The sequence below is a fragment of the Paractinoplanes globisporus DSM 43857 genome, assembly GCF_000379645.1.
In the GTDB taxonomy this organism is placed as follows: Bacteria; Actinomycetota; Actinomycetes; order Mycobacteriales; family Micromonosporaceae; genus Actinoplanes; species Actinoplanes globisporus.
The window spans coordinates 1-23910 of the sequence record NZ_KB903301.1; the positions used below are offsets into that span (position 1 = coordinate 1).

At 70.0% G+C, this 23910-nt stretch carries 20 protein-coding genes; 9 read left to right on the forward strand and 11 right to left on the reverse strand.

What is annotated here, in order from left to right:
* From A3CQ_RS0115330 to A3CQ_RS0115340, 3 genes are all read right to left on the reverse strand, one after another.
* The coding region (locus tag A3CQ_RS0115330) for an IS3 family transposase (protein ID WP_020511819.1) at positions 1-797 on the reverse strand (797 nt) is incomplete at its 3' end.
* Complete coding sequence (locus A3CQ_RS0115335) at positions 794-1090, reverse strand: transposase (RefSeq protein WP_040432469.1); 297 nt, start codon at positions 1088-1090, stop codon at positions 794-796. The genes A3CQ_RS0115330 and A3CQ_RS0115335, both read right to left, overlap by 4 nt.
* Before the next feature lie 154 nt (positions 1091-1244).
* A complete protein-coding gene (locus A3CQ_RS0115340; RefSeq protein ID WP_020511821.1) occupies positions 1245-2654 on the reverse strand; it encodes an alpha/beta hydrolase family protein in 1410 nt (469 codons plus the stop codon).
* 196 nt (positions 2655-2850) lie between these two features.
* Here A3CQ_RS0115340 and A3CQ_RS0115345 point away from each other — a divergent pair, with 196 nt between their 5' ends.
* Positions 2851-4518, forward strand: coding sequence for an Imm49 family immunity protein (locus A3CQ_RS0115345; protein WP_020511822.1), 1668 nt, complete (start codon positions 2851-2853; stop codon positions 4516-4518).
* Here A3CQ_RS0115345 and A3CQ_RS0115350 read toward each other — a convergent pair.
* Positions 4501-5496 (reverse strand): LacI family DNA-binding transcriptional regulator, encoded by a 996-nt coding sequence (locus A3CQ_RS0115350; RefSeq protein WP_020511823.1) that lies wholly within the window; start codon positions 5494-5496, stop codon positions 4501-4503. The two genes, A3CQ_RS0115345 and A3CQ_RS0115350, sit on opposite strands and share 18 nt — an antisense overlap.
* A 201-nt stretch (positions 5497-5697) precedes the next feature.
* Between A3CQ_RS0115350 and A3CQ_RS0115355 the strand changes: the two genes are divergently transcribed.
* The 4 genes from A3CQ_RS0115355 to A3CQ_RS0115370 are packed head-to-tail and all read left to right on the forward strand — an operon-like array spanning position 5698 to position 10892.
* A complete protein-coding gene (locus A3CQ_RS0115355; RefSeq protein ID WP_020511824.1) occupies positions 5698-6600 on the forward strand; it encodes a carbohydrate ABC transporter permease in 903 nt (300 codons plus the stop codon).
* A 38-nt stretch (positions 6601-6638) separates the two neighbouring features.
* On the forward strand, positions 6639-7511 hold the full coding sequence (locus tag A3CQ_RS0115360; protein WP_020511825.1) for a carbohydrate ABC transporter permease: 873 nt from the start codon (positions 6639-6641) through the stop codon (positions 7509-7511).
* 11 nt (positions 7512-7522) lie between these two features.
* Entirely contained in the window at positions 7523-8860 is a 1338-nt protein-coding gene (locus A3CQ_RS0115365; RefSeq protein ID WP_085944316.1) for an ABC transporter substrate-binding protein, read from the forward strand.
* 55 nt (positions 8861-8915) lie between these two features.
* Positions 8916-10892, forward strand: a complete 1977-nt coding sequence (locus A3CQ_RS0115370) for a beta-galactosidase (protein ID WP_020511827.1) — start codon at positions 8916-8918, stop codon at positions 10890-10892.
* 108 nt (positions 10893-11000) lie between these two features.
* On the opposite strand, the gene A3CQ_RS0115375 is transcribed toward A3CQ_RS0115370, so the two are convergent.
* The 3 genes from A3CQ_RS0115375 to A3CQ_RS52980 form a co-directional block, all read right to left on the reverse strand.
* On the reverse strand, positions 11001-11201 hold the full coding sequence (locus tag A3CQ_RS0115375; RefSeq protein ID WP_020511828.1) for a DUF397 domain-containing protein: 201 nt from the start codon (positions 11199-11201) through the stop codon (positions 11001-11003).
* Positions 11202-11676: 475 nt separating this feature from the next.
* Positions 11677-12045: a hypothetical protein gene (locus tag A3CQ_RS60815; protein WP_157295920.1), complete on the reverse strand. Its 369-nt coding sequence runs from the start codon at positions 12043-12045 to the stop codon at positions 11677-11679.
* A gap of 134 nt (positions 12046-12179) precedes the next feature.
* Positions 12180-13100, reverse strand: a complete 921-nt coding sequence (locus A3CQ_RS52980) for a helix-turn-helix domain-containing protein (RefSeq protein WP_063713569.1) — start codon at positions 13098-13100, stop codon at positions 12180-12182.
* A 502-nt stretch (positions 13101-13602) separates the two neighbouring features.
* On the opposite strand from A3CQ_RS52980, the gene A3CQ_RS0115395 reads away from it, so the two are divergent.
* Positions 13603-14394: an MBL fold metallo-hydrolase gene (locus A3CQ_RS0115395; RefSeq protein WP_020511832.1), complete on the forward strand. Its 792-nt coding sequence runs from the start codon at positions 13603-13605 to the stop codon at positions 14392-14394.
* A 76-nt stretch (positions 14395-14470) separates the two neighbouring features.
* On the forward strand, positions 14471-16885 hold the full coding sequence (locus A3CQ_RS0115400; protein ID WP_211216601.1) for a glycoside hydrolase family 95 protein: 2415 nt from the start codon (positions 14471-14473) through the stop codon (positions 16883-16885).
* 27 nt (positions 16886-16912) lie between these two features.
* Here the strand turns inward: A3CQ_RS0115400 and A3CQ_RS0115405 are convergent, their stop codons facing one another.
* The 3 genes from A3CQ_RS0115405 to A3CQ_RS0115415 form a co-directional block, all read right to left on the reverse strand.
* Positions 16913-18373, reverse strand: coding sequence for a flavin-containing monooxygenase (locus tag A3CQ_RS0115405; protein WP_020511834.1), 1461 nt, complete (start codon positions 18371-18373; stop codon positions 16913-16915).
* 20 nt (positions 18374-18393) lie between these two features.
* A complete protein-coding gene (locus A3CQ_RS0115410; RefSeq protein ID WP_020511835.1) occupies positions 18394-18741 on the reverse strand; it encodes a hypothetical protein in 348 nt (115 codons plus the stop codon).
* Between the two features lie 84 nt (positions 18742-18825).
* Complete coding sequence (locus A3CQ_RS0115415) at positions 18826-19587, reverse strand: alpha/beta fold hydrolase (RefSeq protein WP_020511836.1); 762 nt, start codon at positions 19585-19587, stop codon at positions 18826-18828.
* Between the two features lie 53 nt (positions 19588-19640).
* On the opposite strand from A3CQ_RS0115415, the gene A3CQ_RS59045 reads away from it, so the two are divergent.
* Positions 19641-21632 (forward strand): GMC oxidoreductase, encoded by a 1992-nt coding sequence (locus A3CQ_RS59045; protein WP_245577240.1) that lies wholly within the window; start codon positions 19641-19643, stop codon positions 21630-21632.
* Positions 21633-21765: 133 nt separating this feature from the next.
* On the opposite strand, the gene A3CQ_RS0115425 is transcribed toward A3CQ_RS59045, so the two are convergent.
* Positions 21766-23172, reverse strand: coding sequence for a pectate lyase (locus tag A3CQ_RS0115425; protein WP_020511838.1), 1407 nt, complete (start codon positions 23170-23172; stop codon positions 21766-21768).
* A 147-nt stretch (positions 23173-23319) separates the two neighbouring features.
* Between A3CQ_RS0115425 and A3CQ_RS52995 the strand changes: the two genes are divergently transcribed.
* The gene (locus tag A3CQ_RS52995) at positions 23320-23892 is read left to right on the forward strand and encodes a MerR family transcriptional regulator (RefSeq protein ID WP_020511839.1); all 573 of its coding nucleotides are present in this window, start codon (positions 23320-23322) and stop codon (positions 23890-23892) included.
* Positions 23893-23910 lie beyond the last annotated feature (18 nt).

Here is a 23910-nt window from a genome sequence, read left to right on the forward strand (position 1 = left end):
GCGATCCAGCGGAACACGTCGCGGCGGGCGTCGGCTTCGGACGTCCAGGTTTGGTGGTTGATCTGGAGTTCGCGTTTGAGGGTGGCGAAGAACGCTTCGGCCAGGGCGTTGTCGTAGCTGGTGCCGACCCGGCCCGTCGAGCGGCGGATCTGGTGCCGCTGGCAGGCTTGGGCGAATGCGTTGCTGGTGTACTGGGTGCCGCGGTCGGAGTGGAAGATCACCCCGGTGACCTGGCCGCTGCGGGCGGTCACGGCGGCGTCGAGGGCGTCGGTGATCAGGCTGGTGCGCAGATGGGTATTGATGGACCAGCCGATCAGGCGTCGGGAGGCGATGTCGATGACGGTGGCCAGGTACAGCCAGCCGCCGGCCACCGGCAGGTAGGTGATGTCGCCGCACCAGCGTTGATCCAGCCTGGTGGCGGTGAAGTCCCGGCGGATCAGGTCCGGCACGTCCGGCGCGTTGCTGCCGGGGATGGTGGTGCGCACCGTGCGGCGCTGATGGATCCCGATGATCGCGCGGCGGCGCATGACCCGCTCGACGCGTTTGTGGTTGACCAGCACGCCCTGCTCACGCAGTTCGCTGGTGACCCGCGGTGACCCGTAGGCGCCGCCGGACTGCTCGTGGGCCTGCCGGATCCGTACGGCGAGCTGGTCTTCGGCTGCCGCGCGGGCCTGCCGGGCGGGCTCCGTGTTCAGCCACCGGTAGTAACCGGAAGCCGAGACAGCCAGGATCTGACACAACCGCTTCACGCCGGGTTCGGCGCGGTGGGCGCAGATGAACCGCAAGCGGCTGGTCACCGATCCATCTCGTTGGCGAAATACGCGGCTGCCTTACGCAGGACCAGCTTCTCCTGCTGCAGTTCGGCGACCTGCGCCCGCAACCGGGCGATCTCCGCGTCCTTGTCCGCCGGCGACGCCTGGACCTGCCCGTCGACCTCGGCCCGGCGTCGGCGCTTGTTCACCCAGTTCCGCAGGGTCTCGTTCCCGACGCCAAGTTCCCGGGCCACATCGTTGACCGGCCGCCCGGACGACAGAACCAGATCAACCGCGTCCCGCTTGAACTCGGGTATGAACCTCGATGGACGCCCCACCAGGGACACCCCTTCCTCTGGACATCAACGCCCAGTTTCAAGGTGTCCACACCTCCGGGGGAAGATCAGCGCACCAGGACGCACCGCTCTGCGCACCAAGACGCCCCGCTCTGCGCACCAAGACGCCCCGCTCTGCGCACCAAGACGGCGTGACTTACGCCGGGCAGGCCGGGGCCACGAAAGCAGCGTGCGTCGCGCGGGTGAAGCGGCACCCGAAGGCCGGCGACGCCACCGCCGACGGATTGAGGATGTTGTCGCCGGCCGGACGATGACCGGTGTGGATCCAGCCGGTCAGAGCGTCGAACCCCTCCGTCAGCTCCTGGGCGTTGAAGTCGCAGTGCCCCGTGCCGCGGATCGCCCGTGAGACGAACAGCGACGACTTGCCGTGGGCCAGGGCGCGGCCCGCGTAGATCTGCTCCATCGAGAACGGGACGAACAGGTCGCCGATGTCGTGCAGGGACAGCACCGGTATGCGCGGGTTGCCGTCGACACGCGGGATACCCGCGAGGCCCGGATCAGCGACAGCCGTGTGCCGCACCCGGAGGACCGAAGCGTTCAGGCGCCATTCGTCGGCGGTGGGCCACAGGCGCGACGTGCTGCGGTAGAACGTCCCCCGGTTGTCGGTGACGTTGCCCGTCGCGATGTTCGACGTGCCGCCGGTCAGGCCCGGGTAGAGCCCGAAGAGGAACGGCAGGTCGTTGAGCGGCGCCAGCGACGTCGCCGTGTTCCAGTAGGCGAACGCGCTGTCGAAGCCGGGCCGCACGCCGCCCGTGCGGCGCTCCACCACGTCCGACCACGTCTTGCCGGCGGCCGTCAGCGAGGGCGGCCGGCCGGCGGTGACGCCCAGCGCGGGCAGCATGGCCGCGACCTGGGCGCGCCACTGGTCCTGGTAGTCGGCCGGCGGCGTCAGCGGGAACGAGATCGGCACCTTGGCCAGGGCCGCGGCCGTCACGTTGGCGTCCAGGAAGTAGTCGAACAGCCGCACGTCGCCGAGCACGCCGCAGTACGGCATCGCGCCGACGAACGAGCGCGGGTAGGTCTCGATCGCGACCGCGGTGACCTGACCGCCCATCGAGGCGCCTGTCATGATCACGTTGCGCGCGGCAACGCCGGTCGCCTGGCGGAAAAGACCGATCATCGCGTACGAGTCGCGCACGCCCTGCCCGACGTCGTAGCCGTTGGTGGCGTAGCTGGACGCCGCCCACGCGTACCCCTCGGCGATGTAGTGGGCGCGCAGCGCCGGATTGTCCACATAGACCACCGTGCCCGCGCCGCGGTAGCCGTGGGCGTAGACGACCAGCGTCCCGTTCCAGTGGTCGGGCACCTCGATCCGGTACGCCGCCCCGGCGCTGATTCCGGTGTGGACCCGGGCGCCCGGCAGGGCGGTGAAGGGCGCGCCGGTGATCTCGCAGTCGGGGTCGGCGACCAGATAACCCGGCTGGGTGGTGCTCGGCACGGGCGCCGTGCAGACCGGAGGATCGGCGGCGAGGGCCGGCCGGCCGACGGCCGCGAGGGGGAGCACCAGAGCCAGGGCGAGCGCCGCGCGTTTCGACCAAGTGATCATCGCCGTTACCTCCCGGTAACATCCCACGCTCGCCATTGACGGATGTCAAGGATGGCTTGGAGGCTTGAGCGGCAATACGGCCACAGGCTGGATACAGAGCTGTCGAAGACCCGGCCCGATGTCGTCTACTACCACGTCAAGCCGCTCGACAGCCGCCAGACGAGAACGGGAACGGGATGACGACGATGGAGGTCCGGTGAGCGCCGAGCGCTGGACCGAGGCCCTGGCGTTCGTCGAGGAGCGCCGCCAGGCGGTGCTGTCGCGCGAGCAGACCGGCCGGGACGGGCTCGACCTGCTGGAGCTCGAGCTGGAGCGCGCCTGCCTGACCGCGGCGCTCGGCAAGTCCCGAATCCGCGACCAGGCCTTGGCCTCCGCGTGTGCGGCGGCGACGGCCGCGGCCATTTCGTCCGTACGCCCCGGCGGCCACCTGGAGATGCCGGTGACCGACGGCGTGCGGCTGTTCCCCGCCAGCGGCGCCGCGATCGCGCCGGGCACCTGGCTGACGGCCGTCGGCGTGTGCCGGGCGCTGCGCGACGAGACGGCGCTCGAGGTGCTGGCCCATCCGCCCCTGCTGGAGCGCCTCGGCGAGATCGGCGACGAGTTCTGGGTCCCCGTCGGCCGTGCGCTCACCGAGCCGGACCCCGAGACCATCGCGGCGGCCCGCACGGCCCTCGCGGAACGGGCCGAGACCGTCGCCGCTCCCGAGTTCGTCGCTCTCCGCGTACGGCCGCTGCTTGATCTTCTGGCCGCCGCGGAGCAGGCGGCGTTCGACGCGGCGCTCGCGGCCGCCCTGCGGTGTCACGAGCACTACTACCGTCGCGAGGAGTGGGAGTTCGACCCGCTCGGCCTGCTCGCGCTCCCGATCCTCGGCCTGGCCGCACGCGGGCACGACCGCGGCTTCGACGTGCGCCCCTCCGAGCGGCTGCCACCCGACGTGGTACGCGGCAACGTGCGCCCGCTGGGCCCGGTGCGTTACCACTTCCCGCCCGGCCGGCTGCACCGCCCGGAGGAGGCCACCTGGTTTCTCGACCTGGAGGGCTTCCCGCGCGACGGGCGATCGCACGGCGTGCGGGCCGGCGGCGGCGCAGTCAAGATCACCCATACCGCCCGCAACGGCCCGGGCATTCCGGAGGCGAGTCTCACGGTCGAACCGCTGCCGACCGGCGAGGACGACCTCATGGACGTGGGCGACCTGGTCCTGGCGGCCGACCTGCTCGCCGCACGGGCCGGCCGGACCCCCGACGACCGGCAGCGCCGCGCCTGGCTCGCCGAGGCCGCCGACTGTCTCGCCGACGCCCGCGCCCGGCCCGAACCGCGCTTCGTGCACGATCGCGGCTGGGCCGCCTACCGCGCCGATCCGGCCCGCTTCGACCCGGAACGGCTGGCCGCCGTCGAGAACGCGTGGCGCGAGATGGCCGACGCCGCCGAGGAACGGGTGTCGGTCACCGTCCTGCGCCTGCAGCTGGAGCCGATGCTGCGGGCGATCGCCGTCGACCGCACCGGCGTCGCCCTGCGCGAGCTGCGCCCCCGGGACGAGGACTACGCCAAGACGTTCGACCCGTCGGCGGTCGACCGGGCGCGGCGGCGCTACGAGGAGCTGTGGGCCGGGCCGCTCGATTTCCGGCATCCCGACCCCGGCGCCACCGTGGAGATCCACGTCGCGCCGGCCGGGACCCTCGGCGACGAGTTCCCGGACGGCTACCGCGAGATCACCGGCCTGCTGCTGCCGGCCCGGGTGTGGGCGGCCTGGCGCTACGTCGCGCCCGATCGGACGGCCGGGCTCTCCTACGACGGCCTGGCCTGGTGCGACGACCACTGGGCGTGGTTCCCGAAGCCGTACCGACTGTTAGCCGACGAGGCCTGACGGGCGAGCCGTGCTCTCCCGCACGACCAGGGTCGTGGGCACCAGGACCGTGCCCGGCTCGGCGCGCTCGTCGCGGATCTGCTCGAGCAGCCCGTGCACGCAGCGCCGGCCCACCTCGGCGAAGTCCTGGTGGACCGTGGTCAGCGGCGGCAGGTAGGACCCCGCGTCCGGGATGTCGTCGAAGCCGACCACGCTGACGTCGGCCGGTACCCGCCGGCCGCGCTCGTGCAGCGCCCGCAGCACGCCGAGCGCCATCTGGTCGTTGGCCGCGAAGATGGCCGTGCAGGACGGCTCCCCGGCCAGCGCCAGCCCCGCTCGATAGCCCGAGGCGGCCGACCAGTCGCCCCGCTGGACCGGCGGCACCTCACGCCCCGCTTCCTCGAGCACGTTCCGCCAGGCCTGTGCGCGCCGCTCCGACGAGAACGACTCGGCCGGGCCGGTCACGTGCCAGACCGTGCGGTGGCCGAGGTCGAGCAGGTGCCGTACGGCCTGCCGGGCGCCGTCGGCCTGGTCGGTGTCGACGACCGGGTACCGGTCACCGGCGTCCGAGTCGACGACCACGACCTGCACGCCCGGCGGCAGGACGAGGTTGGCCGCGTCGAGCAGATGCACCTCCATGATCACGATGATGCCGTCGACCGCGAGCTCGCCGAGCCGGGTGAACGCGCCGAGCACCCCGTCCTGGGTCGGCACGGCCACCGGGATCAGCGTGATCGCGTACCCCTCCTGGGCGGCCTGCGCCGCGATCGCCTCGACGGTGCGGCTGTTGCCGGTGGTCGCCAGGGTGAACAGGATGACGCCGATGGTGCGAAATGTTCCTCTTTTCAGCGCCCGTGCGGCGCTGTTCGGCCGGTAACCGAGCTGGCGCATGGCCTCCAGCACCTGCCGGCGGGTCGACTCGACCACGCCGGGATGGCCGGTGGACACCCGCGAGACGGTCTGCGAGGACACCCCGGCCAGGCGCGCGACGTCGGCCATCGACACCCCGCGGGTGCGGCGATGGGGAGAAGCTTCGGGACTGCTTGACGATCCGTGCACGCGGTGAAACTATCACCTCGATGTTTACGTAAACATCACGTGAGCCAACGTCGCGAAACACAATGAAACACAACCGCACACGGCGACGACGGTTAAGAATGTTTACGCAAACATCCGGCAATAGTGCGGAAAGGTGAGGGTATGGCATCAATCCCGGCCGCGGCGCCACCGGCCGCCCGGCGACGGCGGCGCTCCTGGAAGGGCTGGCAGTTCGTCGGCCCCTTCATGGTGGTCTTCGCGCTGGTCTTCCTCGCACCGATCGCGTACTCGATCTACCTGAGCCTGTTCCGCAACCGCCTCATCGGCGGGAACTCGTTCGTCGGCCTCGAGAACTACCAGCGCGCCCTGCAGGACTCGCAGTTCTGGTCGGCGTTCGGCCGGGTAGCGCTGTTCCTGGTCGTCCAGGTGCCGATCATGCTGTTCCTGGCCCTGCTCGTCGCGCTCGCGATCGACTCCGGGCGGCTCTACGGCCGGTCCTTCTTCCGGGTGACGATCTTCCTGCCGTACGCGGTGCCGGCCGTGGTCGCGACCCTGCTCTGGGGCTTCATGTACGGCGCACGGTTCGGCCTGATCGGCAACATCAACGACGCCCTGCACGTCACGCTGCCCGACCCGCTCTCCCCGCACCTCGTGCTCGCGAGCATCGGCAACATCGTGACCTGGGAGTTCGTCGGCTACAACATGCTGATCTTCTACTCGGCGCTGCGGACCGTGCCGCACACGCTCTACGAGTCGGCCGAGATCGACGGCGCCGGCCAGTTCCGGATCATCCGGGCGATCAAGCTGCCGGCCATCCGCGGCGCGCTCGTGATCGCCACGATCTTCTCGGTGATCGGCAGCTTCCAGCTGTTCACCGAGCCGGCCATCCTCAAGCCGCTGGCGCCCAACGCGATCACCACGTTCTTCACCCCGAACCTGTACGCCTACGCGCTGTCCTTCTCCGGCCAGCAGTACAACTACGCCGCCACGGTAGCGATCATCATGGGCGTCATCGTGATGGTCATCGCCTACGTCGTGCAGCTTCGCGGCACGAGGGAGAGCTGATGACCACGGCGTTGCGCTCACCGGCGCGTACGAAGGCAATGGCTTCGAGCGTGCGGAAAAGTCCCCGGCGCAAGAAAAGTCTGACCCTCACGATCCTGACCGCGCTGATGGCGCTCTACACGCTGGTGCCGCTGGCCTGGCTCGTGATCAACTCGACCAAGACCCAGGACGGGCTGTTCACCTCGTTCGGGCTCTGGTTCGACGACGGGCACTTCGCCCTCTTCGACAACATCAAACAGACGCTGACGTACGACGACGGCATCTTCCTGCGATGGCTGGGCAACACGCTGCTGTACGTCGTCGTGGGCGCGGGCGGTGCCACGTTCCTGGCCGCGCTGGCCGGCTACGGTCTCGCGAAGTTCGACTTCCCGGGGCGCAAGGGCGTCTTCGCCACCGTCATCGGCGCGGTCGCCGTACCGGGCACCGCCCTCGCCGTCCCGCAGTTCCTCATGTTCGCCAAGCTCGGTCTTACCGATACTCCTTGGGCCGTGATCATTCCTTCGTTGGTCACGCCGTTTGGCCTTTACCTCATGTGGACCTTTTCGGCCCAGGCCGTGCCCGACGACATCCTCGAGGCGGCCCGGGTCGACGGCGCCGGGGAGTTCCGCACCTTCTTCCGTATCTCCGTGCCGCTGCTCGCTCCCGGCATCGTCACGGTCCTGCTCTTCAGCATCGTCGCGACCTGGAACAACTACTTCCTGCCGCTGATCATGCTGAAGGACCCGGACTGGTACCCGCTCACGATCGGCCTCAACGCGTGGAACGCGCAGTCGGCCACCGCGGGCGGCCAGGCGGTCTTCAACCTCGTGGTCACCGGATCGCTCCTCACGATCCTGCCGCTGCTCGCGGCTTTCCTCCTGCTCCAGCGCTACTGGCAGTCCGGCCTCGCCGCCGGAAGCGTCAAAGAATGAAAGGACCCCTCATGCGCAAATTGTTGCCCGCAGTGGCGGCGGCCGCCGCTCTGACCCTGGCCCTGGCCGGTTGCGGTGGCTCGGACGCGTCCGATTCCTCCGGCTCATCGTCGTCCGGCACGGTCTCCGACGCGGACGTGACCGCGGCCCTGGACAAGGGCGGCACGCTGACCGTCTGGGCCTGGGAGCCGACCCTGAAACAGGTCGTCACGAAATTTCAGGAAAAATACCCGAACGTCAAGGTGAATCTGGTCAACGCGGGCACGGGCAATGACCAGTACAAGGCGCTGCAGAACGCGGTGGCGGCGGGCAAGGGCGTCCCCGACGTCGCGCAGATCGAGTACTACGCGCTGCCGCAGTTCGCCCTGGGCAAGGCGCTGACCAGCCTCAAGGGGTACGGCGCCGAGGACCTCAAGGCCGACTTCACCCCCGGCCCGTGGAGCTCCGTGCACTCCGGCGGCGACATCTACGGCCTGCCGATGGACTCCGGCCCGATGGCGCTGTTCTACAACAAGGACGTCTTCGACAAGTACGGCGTGAAGGTGCCCACCACCTGGCAGGAGTACCTCGACGCGGCCCGCAAGATCCACAAGGCCGACCCGAAGGTCTACATCACCAGCGACACCGGTGACGCCGGCTTCACGACCAGCATGGTCTGGCAGGCCGGGGGCAAGCCCTATCAGGTGGACGGCACCAACGTGACGATCAACTTCGCCGACCAGGGCAGCATGACCTACACCCAGCTCTGGCAGCAGCTGATCAGCGAGAAGCTGGTCGCCCCGATCTCCGGCTGGACCGACCAGTGGTTCCAGGGCATCGCCAACGGCACCATCGCCACCCTGCCCACCGGCGCGTGGATGCCCGCGAACTTCACCTCGAGCGCGCCCAGCGGCTCGGGCAAGTGGCGGGTCGCCGACATGCCGCAGTGGACCGCCGGCGCCAACGCCAGCGCGGAGAACGGCGGCAGCTCGCTCGCCATCATGGACAAGGGCGGCAACAAGGCCCTCGCGTACGGCTTCATGAAGTACGCCAACGACGGCGACGGCGTGCAGATCCGCGTCGACAACGGCGCCTTCCCGGCCACCACCAAGCAGCTCAGCGACCAGCAGTTCCTGGACAAGGCGTTCCCGTACTTCGGCGGCCAGAAGGCCAACGCGATCTTCGCGAAGTCCGCGGCGAACGTCGTCACCGGTTGGTCGTACCTGCCGTTCCAGGTTTACTCGAACAGCATCTTCAACGACACCGTCGGCAAGGCGTACGTCTCGAACACCACCCTCGCCGACGGCCTGAAAGCGTGGCAGGACCAGTCCGCGAAGTACGGAAACGACCAGGGCTTCACCGTCAAGTGACACCGCGGGGGCCCGTTCTCCGGGGCGGGCCCCCGCTTTTCCGCAGGGAGATCGTGTGAGTTCCACCCCTTGGCTGCGTCGTGACGGCACACCCCGCCTCGAGTACGGCGCCGACTACAACCCCGACCAGTGGCCGCGCGAGGTGTGGGACGACGACGTCCGGCGCATGCGCGAGGCCGGCGTCACCATCGTCTCGCTCGCGATCTTCTCCTGGGCGCGGATCGAGCCGGCCGACGGGTCCTTCGATTTCGGCTGGCTCGACGAGGCGATGGACCTGTTGCACGCCAACGGGATCCTGGTCGACCTGGCCACCGCGACCGCGTCGCCGCCGCCGTGGCTGACTCTTGCGCACCCGGAGATCCTGCCGGTCGACAAGCAGGGCAACACGATCTGGCCGGGTGGGCGGCAGCACTGGCGGCCGACCTCGCCGGTGTTCCGCACCTACGCCCTGCGCCTGGTCCGCGCGATCGCGTCCCGCTATCAGGATCACCCGGCGCTGACGGCCTGGCACGTCAACAACGAGCTGGGCTGCCACAACGTCTTCGACTACTCGGACGACGCGGCGCGTGCCTTCCGTGCCTGGCTGCAGGATCGCTACAAGACGATCGACGCGCTCAACGACGCCTGGGCCACCGCCTTTTGGTCGCAGCGCTACACCGCGTGGGACGAGATCCTCCCGCCCCGGCAGGCCGCCACCCACCCCAACCCCGGCCAGCAGCTCGACTTCAAGCGCTTTTCGTCCGATGCGCTGAAGGACTATCTCATCGCGGAGCGAGAGGTATTACGGTCATTCACCCCGGACGTGCCGGTCACCACCAACTTCATGGTCATGGGCGAGTCGAAGAACATGGACTACGCCGACTGGGCCGCCGAGGTCGACTTCGTCTCCAACGACCACTACCGGCAGCCCGGCCCGCGCTCGGCCGACGAGCTGTCGTTCTCGGCCAACCTGGTCGGCAACATCGCCGGCGGCCGCCCCTGGTTCCTCATGGAGCACTCGACCAGCGCCGTCAACTGGCAGCCGATCAACCTGGCCAAGCGCCCCGGCGAACTGGAACGCGACTCGCTGCTGCACGTGGCCCACGGCGCCGACGCGGTCTGCTTCTTCCAGTGGCGCCAGTCCAGGGGCGGCGCCGAGAAGTACCACTCGTCGATGCTGCCGCACGCCGGCGCCGACAGTGCGCTCTTCCGCTCGGTCGTCGCGCTGGGGGATCGGCTGAAGGAGCTCGCCCCGGTCGCCGGCTCGCCGCGCACGCCGGCACGCGTCGCGATCGTCTTCGACTGGCAGTCCTGGTGGGCGTCCGAGCTCGACTCGCACCCCACCAACCGCCTCCGCTACCGCCGGGAGGCCTTCGATTGGTATGTCGCGCTGATGGACCAAGGGTTCCGCGCCGACGTGGTTCCGCTTTCCACCGACCTTTCCGCGTACGACGTCGTGATCGCCCCGGTCCTGTATGTCGTCCCGGCCTCCCTGTCCACACGGCTCTCGGCGTATGTTGCGGGCGGCGGCCACCTGGTCACGACGTACTTCTCCGGAATCGTCGACGAGCGCGACCAGGTGTGGCTGGGCGGCTACCCCGGCGCGCTACGCGACCTGCTCGGCATCCGCATCGAGGAGTTCGCCCCGCTGCCGGACAACGAGCGGGCCCACCTGGACAACGGTCTGACCGGCACCATGTGGACCGACCGCATCGACGTCACCGACCCGGCCGTCGAGGTCCTCGCCTCCTACAAGTCCGGCGACGTCGCGGGGCGCCCCGCCGTGACCCGCCGCGCCGTCGGCAACGGCTCCGCCGCGTACGTGTCGACGCGTCTCGGCCCCGAAGGCCTGGGCGTGATCCTCACCGACCTGGCCGAGCGCGCCGGCCTGACCCCCGACCTGCCCGCCGACCTGCGCGGCCGCGTCGAGCTGGCCCAGCGCGGCGACTTCCGCTTCCTCATCAACCGCACCGACGACCCGGTCGACATCTCGGCCCTGTCCCCGTCGGCGCCCACCCTCGCCGCGAGGGGAGTCGCGGTGATCAGCGCCTGACCGTTCCAGGCGTGCCCCAAATCCCGGTGGCGCCCCCGCCCGGGCGCCACCGGGCCTCCCGTTCGAGGGCTTGTGCGGGCGTCCGGCATGTCGGATAGCCGACCGTGTTCAGTCGAGGTCGAATTCCCCATTGCGCACGCCGTCGATAAACGCTTGCCAAGCCTCGCGCGAAACCAAGAGCATCGGGCCCTCTTGATCTTTTGTGTCTCTGATCTTGACCGTGCCGCCGATGTGGACCTCGACGCAGTTCCCCTGGGAGCTTCTGGTGCTCTTCCTCCAGCCTCCCGAGGTTTCCTCGATGTCAGCCACAGGCCCTCCTCGCTGCGGTAAGCCGATCGGCGTAGCGCGCCTCGCGGACACCTTTTCGGACGGTACTTGGGCGGACATCGCCAGTGTAAGGAATTGCATAGATCAATACCATTGTGTGCAGATCAGCCGCACTACGTCGACCGCTTGGGGGGGTTGCCGAGAACCGGTGATGAGGCAAAATTGGCCCACGCCCGACGCATCTGCCGGTCGACGTCCGCGGCGATCGGCGTGAGCAGAGGAGGTGCCGTGCCATCACCGACAACGCCGGTGCCGGCGGAGGACACCGCCGACGAGTTGTGGGACGACTCGCCGCTCGCGGCGTTGTTCGCGGTGCTGTCTCTGCTGGCTGTCGGGATCCTGGCCTTCGGCGCTGGTCATGTGCTGGCCTCTGTCGTCTGGCGAGGGGATCCGGCTGCCATCGGTGTCGTGCGGTCCGCGCTTGCCCTGCTTCTCGGGTTGGTCGGCGGCCCACCGGTCATTGGCCTCCTTTCGTCGGCTTTTCGTCGCCTGACGGAGGCGTGGCGGCACCGCTGAGACGCCTCGAACGGCGAGTTCGCACGCGCCGGGCAACCCCGCGGGAAAGGGACACCCCGGCCGCCACGCTGAAGATGGTGCCGGCAACGACTCCCCAGCCCTGCGGGCTCGGATGGACGGCGCCGACGACGAGGGCGGCCGCGCCGAAGACCACCAGGATGGGCAGGACCCCGAGCAGCCAGAGTTGCAGGGTTCGAGCCCAGTCGCCGAGAACCTTCTCCACGACCAGGCGGAGGGCATACCCCAGGAACTGCCACAGGGTTTGCGGCATCTCGTCGGGGGACTCGTCGGGTCTGCGGATCCTAAGCATGGCCAGCCACCGGCAGAGGAGTGAACGGCCCCGCTCGACCCGTCCGGCCGCGAACCATCGCGATCTCGGCACTGAGCGCTGGCGCAACCATTTGCCACTCCGAACAATCGAAAGAGGCCGTTCACCATGGCTTGCTAGGTCGTGACGCTGCCGAACTCCCCGGCCTCGTCGCTGTCCATGCTGCGGAGGACGTCGTCGAGCAGGTCGTTCAACTCGTCCTTGGCCGTCGCGACGGACTCCATCTCCCAGAACTGCTCCAGGTAGGGCCGGGTGTCGGACGGCTCCTCCTGCTTGATGTACTCGCCGTCGACGGTCTCCAGGTAGAGAAGGTCGTTCAGTGCGGCCTCGGCAAATTCGATCACGACGAACGGGCCCCGCATTCCCTGGTAACCGCCGAGTAGGAATCGCATGATCTGAATGGTGATCCGCGGATGCTCATTGATCTTCTTGAGGTATTCGATCTGCTGGCGCATCACGGAGCGGCCGGCGTCTCCGCCCGCCTCGTAGCCGATCCGGCGGCGAACCGCTGCCTCGTCGAGGATGAAGAACATTTCTGGCGGATCATCGCGCTCGAGCAGTTCCTGGCGTTCCAAGCGGGACTCGATGCGACGTTGAATGACTCGCTCGGAATCGTCGGGCGAGGCGTACAGACGCAGGATGGACTCGGCGTACTCCCTCGTCTGCAGCAGGCCGGGAACGACGATCGGCTCGAATTGCCGGATGATCGACGCGGCCTTCTCGTAACGCTGGAGAAGCTGGATCTCCTTGCTGAGCACGTCGTCGTAGCTGCTTGTACTCGGCTTTCGTCCCTCCCGCGCCAATTTGGTCAGTTCCTCGGTCCGGCGCGGGTCGGTGACCTTGTAGATCCTCAGGAGGGCCTGGAGGTCGGTGGCACTGACGCCGTTCTCGCCGCTCTCGATGCGGAGGATTTTCGAGGGTGACCATTCCAGCTGCTTCGCGACGTCCTTTTGCGTGAGTGTCGCGCCGACGCGGAGCTGACGAAGCTGCAGCCGGAGGGCCAACCGTTGGACCGCAGGGTCCACGGATTCAGCCATTTCCGATCATCTCCCTCGCAGCGCAAGCTTCAGTCTGCTGGCTAGCAAAATGTGATATGCGATCTGGAGTGTATCCTTCTGCTACTGCGCGTAACGCTGGCAAGCATCGTCGTAGAACCATCTCAGAACCTTTCGTCCGGCGGATGCGGTCACGGACTGACGAGTAACAATCTGACAGCCAGCAGAGTGAAGGTGTCACATAGACACCTGGCAAAGTGCAACCTACACCCGTCGCGGCCTGCAAAGATGGAATCTCGTGTAGCCCGTACGAGCGATCCGTGCTCATCCGCGCACCGGGGGTGGCTGATCGCTCTACCGCGAAGGTTCGGTCCATAAGGTCCTTTTTACGCATGGGGCGATACTGGTTGAAAAGTTACCCAACTGTCTGTTGTGGACCGTGATGTCCCCGCCGCTTTGAACGGCGCCAGCCCCCGGTTCCTGCTCGTCGGAGAGAATGATCGGATGGGCGTGACGCCCTTGGTGAGGCGAAGGAGGCGGGCCCGTGCTGACGCAGGTTGCCGAGGGTGTGCTGGTCCACGAGAGCAAGTTCTGCCAGAGCAACGCCGTCGTCGTGCGGGGCGCGGCCGGCGTGCTGCTGATCGATGCCGGGGTGCACGAGGCGGAGATGGCGGGGCTGGCGAGCGACCTGTCCGACCTGGGGCATACCGTGGTGGCCGGCTTCTCGACGCATCCGCATTGGGATCACCTGCTCTGGCACGCCGGGCTCGGCACGGCGCCCCGGCACGGCACCGAGCGCTGCGCCGCTACCGTCCGGGAGCGGCTGGCGGGCGGGATCGATCCGCGCCGGTTCGGCATCCCCGAGGACGTCTCGCTCGATCTGCTCGGTCTCATCACCGGCCTGCCCGCCGGGGCGGCGACGATCCCGTGGAACGGCCCGGCGATACGCATCATCGAGCATCGGGCGCACGCCCCGGGGCACGCGGCGCTGGTGATCGAGGAGCGCGGAGTCCTCGTCGCCGGTGACATGCTGTCCGACGTCCTGATCCCGATGCTCGACCTGAACGGCACGGCGGATCCGATCGAGGACTACCTTGCCGCCCTGCGATTGTTCGAGGGCATGGCGGCCGACGTCGACGTCGTGATCCCGGGCCACGGGTCGGTCGGCGGTGCCGGCCAGGTGCGGGCACGGATCGACCAGGACCGGGCGTACGTGCACGCCCTGCGCGACGATCGGGATCCCGCCGACCCGCGCGTCGGCCCGTCGGCCAAGCCCGGCTGGGAATGGGTGAGCGACGTGCACACCGGGCAACTGCAGCGCCTCGCCGCCAGGTAAGCCCTTTCCTCTCACTGCGATCCGGCCGTACCCTCCCAGAGGACATTGACGTGTGCCGATCTTTGGGGGTGGGGACGTGCAATCACTGACGAACCGGGCGGTGTCCCGGCGAACCGTGCTGGCGGGGACGGGAGCGGCGGTCGTGGCGTCGGCGGCGGCGCCGAGGGTGGCCCTGGGCGCTCCCGGCGAGAAACCGGGCGCGTTGACTCTCTGGTACGACGAGCCCGCCGCCGACTGGGAGAGCCAGGCGCTGCCGATCGGGAACGGCACGCTCGGCGCGATGGTGTTCGGGCAGGTGAGCGCGGAGTCGATCCAGTTCAACGAGAAGACGCTGTGGAGCGGCGGGCCGGGCTCCGAGGGGTACGACTTCGGCAACTGGCGGGAGCCGCGGCCGGGGGCGCTGGCCGGGGTGCAGCAGGCGATCAACGAGCGGGAACGGGTGGCGCCGGAGGAGGTCGCGGCGGCGCTCGGGCAGGCGCGCTACGGCTACGGGAGCTACCAGAGCTTCGGCGATCTCACGCTGACCTTGGCCGAGACGACCGCGACCGACTATCGGCGCGAGCTCGACCTCGGCACGGCGGTGGCGCGGGTGTCGTACGCGGCCGACGGCGTCCGGCACCTTCGCGAGCACTTCGTCAGCAACCCGGATCGGGTGATCGTCGTGCGGCTGAGCGCGTCCGAGCCGGGGCGGGTCGCCTTCACGGCCGCCGTCGCGGTGCCGGCGAACCGCACGGCGACGACGACCGCGCGGAACGGCCGGATCACGGTGGCGGGGGCGCTGATTGACAACGGGCTCCGGTTCGAGGGCCAGGCGCGGATCCTGACCAGCGGCGGCACCCGGACGGACAACGCGGACGGCTCGGTCACCGTGGCGGGCGCGGACCGGGCGACGATTCTCATCGCGGCCGGCACCGATTACTCCGACGAATACCCGAGCTATCGCGGGACCGATCCGCATCGCCGGGTCACCGCCGATCTGGATCGCGCGGCCGCCCGGCCGTACGAGAAATTGCTGGCCGCCCACGTGCGTGACCATCGGTCGCTGTTCGGGCGGGTGAGCCTCGACATCGGGCAGGAGATGCCGCCCGTGCCGACGGATGAGCTCCTCGCCGCCTATCAGGGCGCGGACAGCCCGGCGGATCGAGCTCTCGAGGCCCTGTTCTTCCAGTACGGCCGATACCTGCTGATCGCGTCCTCGCGGGACAACGCGGCCCTGCCCGCCAATCTGCAGGGCGTGTGGAACAAGTACGACGCCGCGCCCTGGAGCGCCGACTACCACGTGAACATCAACCTGCAGATGAACTATTGGCCAGCCGATCCGGCCAATCTCGGCGACACGACCGGGCCGCTGTTCGATTTCGTCGACGCCCTGCGCGCGCCCGGTGCCGTGACCGCGAAGGAGATGTTCGGCAACCCGGGCTTCGCGGTGCACAACGAGACCAACCCGTACGGGTTCACGGGCGTCCACGACTGGCCGACCGCGTTCTGGTTCCCGGAGGCGGCCGCGTGGCTGTGTCAGCATCTGTATGACCATTACCGGTTCACGTTGGACCGACGTTTCCTGCGCGACCGCGCCTACCCGGTCATGCGCGACGTGGCCCGATTCTGGCTGGACGAGCTCGTCGTCGACCCGCGCGACGGCACCCTGGTCTGCTCCCCCAGCTATTCGCCCGAGCACGGGGATTTCTCGGCCGGCGCGTCGATGTCCCAGCAGATCGTCTTCGACCTGTTCACGAACGTGGTCGAGGCCGCCACGGTTCTCGGCGACAAGCGCGTGCGCAACGAGGTGGCGGCCGCCCTGAAACGGCTCGACCCCGGCACCCGGATCGGCTCGTGGGGCCAGCTTCAGGAGTGGAAGGGCGATTGGGACGACCCCGCCGACGACCACCGCCACGTCTCGCACCTCTACGCGCTGCACCCCGGCCGGCAGATCTCGCCCGCCGCGACGCCGGAGTTCGCCCGGGCCGCCGAGGTGTCCCTGCGCGCCCGCGGCGACGGCGGCACCGGGTGGAGCAAGGCGTGGAAAATCAATTTCTGGGCGCGCCTGCTCGACGGCGATCACGCCCACCTCATGCTGAGCGAACAGCTGAAGACGAGCACACTGACGAATTTGTGGGACACGCATCCGCCATTCCAGATCGACGGCAATTTCGGCGCGACCTCGGGCGTCATCGAAATGCTGCTGCAATCGCACGGCGACGAGACGCACATCCTGCCGGCGCTGCCGTCGGTGTGGGCGCGCGGCCGGGTGAGCGGATTGCGGGCCCGCGGCGACCTGACGGTCGACATCGCGTGGGAGGCCGGGGCGGCTCGCGAGATCGCGGTGACGGCCGGCCAGGCCGGGCCGGTCACCCTGCGAAACGCGTTGTTCGGGTCGGCCTTCCGGTTGGCCGACGGCAATTCCGCCCGTACGGTCGCCGCCTCGCCCTCCGGCGATCGGGTGTCGTTCTCGGCGCGGCCGGGCGTGCGTTACGTCGTCACTCCCGCCTGAGGGCGTCGACTCGCCCGGCCGCCGGTCCTACCGGCGGCCGGGCAGGTAATCGGAGACATCGAGGCGCGCCGTTCGGCGGCGATACTCGGACGCCATTCCCGGCCAGTTCGTGACCACCCGGCCGGTCGCCGTCCGATACCAGCTCTGGCAACCGGTCCAGACGCTCACGGCCAGCCGCCTCTGCATCTCGCCGTCGAAGGCCGCGGCCCGTTCCGGCCGTACCTCCATCGGGCGGCCCGACGACGCGATCCGGCGCACGGCCTGCGCGAGATAGCGGGCCTGCGCCTCGTGGAAATAGATGACCGACGTGTTGCCGGTGTTGGTGTTCGGGCCGTACATGAGGAACAGGTTGGGAAACCCGGGAACCGCGACACCCAGATGCGCGTACGCCCCGTCGCGCCATTCCTCGTCCAGGGTGCGGCCGTCCCGGCCGGTGATCCGCATGGGCGCCAGGAATTCGGTGGCCGCGAATCCCGTGGCGTACACGATGAGGTCGCAACCATGCAGGCAGCCGTCGGCGGTCCGGAGGCCCTCGGCCGTCACCTCGACGATTTTCTCGGTGACCAGATCGACGTTCTCGCGGGCGAGGGTGGGCAGCCAGTCGCTGGTGAACAGCACCCGTTTGCAGCCCATCGGCTCGGCCGGCGTGACCCGTTCGCGCAGCCCGCGATCCCGCACCTGCCACCGCCGCTGCGCCGTCGAAATGCCGCGCAGGAGAAGGCCGGCCGCGCGATTTCCGGTCACCGCCTTTCCGGTGACGACGGTCATGGCCCAGGTGCCGGCTCGGGGCAGATGCATCAGTCGGGGCATCATCCGGTACGCGGCCCGGCGCGCCGCCCCATATCGCCGGTTCGGCTTCGGGAGCGTCCAGGGCGCGCTGAGCTGGAAAACGGTGACGCTTTCCGCCCGTCCCGCGATCGCCGGGACGAGCTGAACGGCGCTCGCGCCGGTGCCGACGACGGCGACCCGCTTGCCCTCGATCCGCAGTCCGGAATCCCAGCGTGCGGTGTGCAATGCCGGGCCCGTGAATCGTTCCGCGCCCGGCAGCGACGGCACCGATGGACGGCTGAGTTGCCCCACGGCCGGCACCAGAATGTCCGCCGGAATCTCCTCGCCGTCGCTCGTGCGCACCCGCCAGCGACCGGCGCCGGAATCCCAGCACGCCTCGGTCACCTCCACGCCGAAACGCACCTTCTCGGTCACGCCGAGGCTGGATGCGGTCCGCTCCAGATAGCCGAGAATCTCCTCGTGCGGGGGAAAGCGCCGCGACCACTCCGGATTCAGCGCGAACGAGTACGAATAGAGCGGCGCCGGAATGTCGCAGGCGCATCCCGGATAGGTGTTGTCCCGCCAGACGCCGCCGATCCGCGGGCCCTTCTCCAGCAGCACGACGTCCCGGTACCCGGCCACGAGCAGCGCCCGGGCCGCCGCGATTCCGCCGAATCCGGCGCCGATGATGACGATCCGCGGCCCGCCCGTCTTCGGCAAGGAGGGCGCGTCGCCGTCCCTCATCGCCGGGCGGCCGCGTCCGCTCCGACGGTCGCGGCGTCGGCCGGGGGCGCATCGTTGCCGCCGCCGTCCTCGCCCCGTCTCTCGGCCGGGGGTGCGTCGTTGCCGCCACCGTCCTCGCCGTCCGGCGTTTCCTCGGCCGGAGGCGAGTCAACGGCCGGGGCGTCGGCCGGGGGCGCGTCGTTACCGCCGCCGTCCTCCCCGCGGGAGGTTCGCTCGTCGCCGTCCACCATGACCAGCAGGCTTTCCGGGTCGTCGAGGTGCCGCGCGACCGCCGGCGGGATCGAGCCGCCGCCCTCATCGAGGATGGTAGATTCGAGCGTGACGATGGTGCGGGGCTGGCTCATCGCGTCCCCTCTCGGCGCGCCCGGACGGCGTCGCTCTTCCTGCGCCCGAACGTAGCAGCCTGTTGGCAGTGTGCCAATAGGATCTCAGGCGGCCTCGAGCAGAAGCCGCGCACAGGTCTCCGGGTCATCCGCGAACGGGAGATGGCCGCAGCCCGCGAGCCGCACGTGGCGGGCGTGCGGCAGGACCCGCCGGGCCCGGGCCGCCTGCCGATAGGGCAGCACCAGATCCCGGTCACCCCAGGCGATCGTGACGGGTACGTCCGGCATCGGCTCGGTCATCCGCCACTCCCCCAGCCGCCGCCGCGCGGTGGCGAAACCCGGTGCGGCCACGAGCGCCCGGACATCGGCCAGGCAGTCGCCGGGATCGAGCGAGGCCGGATGGCCGTAGAAGACGCCGCACAGCACGATCCGCCCGGACCGGGTGGCGAAAAGACGCGGGAGGGCCGGGCTCAGCGTCGCGCCGCCGGCCCGGGCCGCATTCACGACCGTACGACACCAGGCCGCACCCACGTTGCCGAAGAAGCCGACCGGAGAGAAGGCGACCACCGACCGCGCGACGCCCCGCCGGCCCAGCTCCAGGGCGACGGCGCCACCCAGCGAGCTGCCGCCGACGACCGGACGCTCCAGCTCGCGATCGGACAGGAACGACGCGACCCGATCGGCAAGGTGCTCCACCGTTCCCGAACCGCCGTCCGCCGCACTGGCCCCGAAGCCCGGCAGATCGAGCGCGATCACCTCGTGCCGGGCCGCGAGCCGGTCGAGCACCGGGCTCCAGACCTGCCAGCGGCTGCCGATGCCGTGGAGGAGCACGATCGGGCTGCCGCTGCCCCGCCTGTCGTGATTCATCGCGCCTCCGGCATCTTGTTGACATCACGCCAACAGCGATGCCACCGTACGCCATGGCGCATGACTACGACGTCGTCATCATCGGCTCGGGCTTCGGCGGCAGCGTCAGCGCGCTGCGGCTGACCGAGAAGGGCTACCGGGTCGCCGTCCTGGAGGCGGGCCGCCGCTTCGCCGACGACGAGTTCGCCAAGACCTCCTGGCGACTGCGCCGCTACCTGTACGCCCCGGCGCTGGGCTGCTACGGCATCCTCCGGCTGACCCTCCTCAAGCACGCCATGATCATGTCGGGGGCCGGGGTGGGCGGCGGCTCCCTCGGCTACGCCAACACCCTCTACGAGCCACCCGACGCCTTCTTCGCCGATCCACAGTGGTCCGCGATCACCGACTGGAAGGCCGAGCTGGCCCCCGCCTACGACCAGGCCAAACGCATGCTCGGCGTCACCACCAACCCGGTCGAGACCCCGTCCGACGAGGCTCTGCGCGCAGTGGCGGAAGACCTCGGCGTCGCACACACCTACCGCCGCACCCCGGTCGGCGTTCTCTTCACCGCCGCGCCCCAGGCCGCCGCCACGCCCCGGTACGCCGCCACGCCCGCGCCCGGCACCACGCCCGCTCCCGCTGCCGCGCCCGCGCCCGGCACCACGCCCGCTCCCGCTGCCGCGCCCGCGCCCGGCACCACGCCCCAACCCGGCACCACGCCCGCTCCCGCCGCCGCGCCGCCGCCCGGCACCACGCCCCAACCCGGCACCAGGTCCCAACCCGGCGCCACGCCTGCTCCCGGCACCACGCCCGCTCCCGCCGCCGCGCCCGCACCCGCCGCCGCGCCCGGGCCCTCCAAGACCACCGCGGCGCCCGACATCTCCGAGTTCCGCGGCGACGGCGGCGGCGTGGGCCGACCGGTGGCGGATCCGTTCTTCGGCGGCGCCGGGCCGGAGCGCCGGCCGTGCACGCTGTGCGGCTCCTGCATGACCGGTTGCCGCGTGGGAGCGAAGAACACGCTGGTCAAGAACTACCTCTACCTGGCCGAACGAGCGGGCGCCGCCGTCAAGCCCCTCACCACGGTGACCGATGTGCGCCCGCTGGCCGGGGGCGGGTTCTCCGTACGTACGCGCAAATCCGGAGGAATCACCAAGGGAGAGATGACCGCCGGGCAGGTGATTTTCGCAGCCGGGGCCCTGGGCACCCAGCGTTTGCTGCATCGCCTGCGCGACCGGGGTCGCCTGCCGGGCATCTCGGCGCGGCTCGGCGAGCTCAGCCGCACCAACTCGGAGTCGATCCTCGGCGCCCGCACGCGCCGGCGCGACCGCGACTTCAGCCGCGGCGTGGCGATCACCTCCTCGATCCACCCGGACGCGGCCACGCACGTGGAGCCGGTGCGCTACGGCAGGGGCAGCAATCTGCTCGCGATGCTCTCCACCGTGCTGGTGGACGACACCAAAGGACGCTCGCGCCCGATCGCCGGCCTCAAACAGTTGGCGCGGGCGGGAAAGGACCTGCGCCTGTTCGTCTCCCCGAGGCGCTGGTCGGAGCAGACGATCGTGCTGCTCGGGATGCAGCCGCTGGACAACTCGATCACGCTGTACACCCGGCGGGGCCGCCTGCGCAGCCGTCCCGGCGTCGGCGAGCCCAACCCGGTGTGGGTGCCGGCCGCGCACGACGTGGCGAGGCGGGTGGCCGAGAAGATCGACGGCGTGCCGCTGGGCGCCGTCACCGAGCTCATCGGCCGCCCGGCGACCGGCCACTTCATCGGCGGCTGCGCGATCGGACCCGACGCCGAGCGCGGGGTGATAGACCCCTATCATCGGCTCTACGGACATCCGGGCCTGCACGTGGTCGACGGCTCGGCGGTCGCTGCCAACCTCGGGGTGAACCCGTCGCTGACCATCACGGCGCTGGCCGAGCGCGCGATCGCCATGTGGCCCAACGCCGGCGGCGACGACCCGCGGCCACCGATGGGCGAGCCGTACCGCCCGGTCGCGGCGGTGGCGCCGATCCGCCCGGCCGTGCCGGCGACGGCCCCGGGCGCGCTGCGGCTCTCGTATTGACTCGTCGACGTCGACCGCGTCAATGCGTGCCGTCAACACGTCGACATGAGAACGGCACACCGGCCCAGAGCCGGGCTGAAGCCCTGGGCCGGTGCGCCGGGGTCGTGGGGCTCCGCCGCGCCCCACGGCCGGTCTACTTGAGCGTGATGCCGGTGGCCACGCAGGCGACGCCGTCCGGGACGTTGCTCGTCTGCGTGGGCTCGCCGCCGGTCACGCCCGTGAACAGGGCACACACGTTCTTCGCGGTGCCGCCGACGATGGTCGCGCCGGTGATCGTGGCGGTGTCGCCGAGGTTCGGGTTGATGCCGACCAGCGTCTTGAGCGGGGCGGTCACGGTCACGCCGGACACCTCGACGTGCCGGGCGAACTGCTTCGAGCAGTTGCCGCACGACCGGTAGAGCTTGCCGATGTCCGCGGCCTGGAAGTTCTCGATGATGAACGTGCCCGGCCCGTTGTGCTGGAACACCTTGTCCGAGGCGTGCATCGCGCCGCCGCCGACGACGGTCATGGTCTGCGACGCCGACGTCCCCTTGAAGGTCGCCGCGTCCTCACCCACGTCGAGCCACCACACGTTGCGCAGGGTGCAGCTGCCCTTGCAGTGCACGCCGTCCGCGGCCGGAGCGCCGATGACGACGTTGGCCAGCGTCGCGCCGTCCGCCAGCTCGAACAGCGGGTCCTGCCCCTCGTCCTGCCCGCCGTCCCCGAGGTCGCCGCCCCCGATGAACTCGCCGTTCCCGCCGTCGAAGGTCCCGCTCACCGTCTTGGTCGCGGTGAGCGTGGTGGTCCCGGTCGGCGTCGGCCAGGCCGTGGCGGTCGCGCTCGGCGATATCGAGGGGGAAGCGGTGGTCGCGCTGGGCGATACCGAAGGGGAGGCGGTGGTCGCGCTGGGCGACGCATTTGACGGTACGGAGGTAAGACCGTTGACCGAGATGTCGTCGAACGCGGCCGCCGCCGAGGAAGTGAGCAGCCCGATCCGCCCCGACGTCAGCGTCGTGGCTCCACTCCCGACCGGTACCTGATCGACAAACCCGCTGACGGTCTTACCAACGACGTCAAGCCTCAGCGTGTGCCAGCCGCTCGCCGCCGACGACAGCGCCACGCTCCCCAGCACGGTCACGGCCGACCCTCGTACCTCCTCGAGCCGGGCCACTCCCGGCGCCAGCACCAGCCGATCGAACTGATGGGCCCCGCCCGCCCGCGCGGCGATCCCCGCGGCGGCCCCGGTCCCGGTCAGCGACACCGCCTTCACCGACGCCGTGAGCGTGTAGTCCGTCCACCCGCTGTCCCCCGCGAACTGGCGCGCCAGCGCGCTCCCGGCATCCGACTGCCGCAGCACCGAGGTTCCGTCCGCGACGACCGCCCAGGATCCGCCCGATTTGGACCATCCCGACGAGTTCCCGTCCTCGAAGTCGTCGCCGAACGCCGCGGCCGAGCTGCCCGCGAACGCCGTGGCGGTGATCCCGGCCGCCGCGGCCACCACGACCGCGAACCCGCCGGCGAGAACGGCCCGCCGCCGGACAAAGGTCCTTGCGTGCTTCATCCGTGCACTCCTCCAGATCATCGTCGTACGTGATCTAGTGGTCGGAGGGCGCCGAAAGGTTGCCGCGGAATCGGAAAAGATTTGGGCTTGAACCCGACGCAGCGTCAGGACCTAGCGTTCGAGACACACCGCGGAGGGAGGGAAACAATGACCGAGCAGCGGGAATGGCGGATCGGGGAACTCGCCCGGGCCACCGGCGTCACCGTGCGCGCGCTGCACCACTACGACCGTCTGGGTCTGCTGGTGCCGTCGTCGCGGACGGCCGGCGGGCACCGGTGCTACACCGGCGACGACGTGCGCCGGCTGCACACGATCCTCGCGCTGCGCGGCTTCGGCCTCTCCCTGCGGGACATCGCGGCGGCCCTCGCGGCCGGCGGTGAGGATCCCCGGGAGATCCTGCGCCGCCAGCTGGCCGAGACCGAGGAACGCATCCGGCAGGCCAAGCACGTACGGCTGAGCCTGCTCGGCCTCCTGAGCCGGCTGGACGACCCGGAGCCGTCGCAATTCGTCACGTTGATCGAGGAGATGGTCACGATGAACCGGCCCCTGACGCCCGAGCAGATCGAGCAGATGAACCGCGACCGCCACGAGGCGACCGCCCACCTCAGCGAGGAGGAACTGGCCGAGATGAGCCGCGGCCGAGAAGCGGCGATGGCCGCCCTGTCCGAGGAGGAACTCGCCGAGATGCAGAGGACCCGCGCCCGCTTGATGGGCCACTGAGAAAGCGCGCCCGGGCCC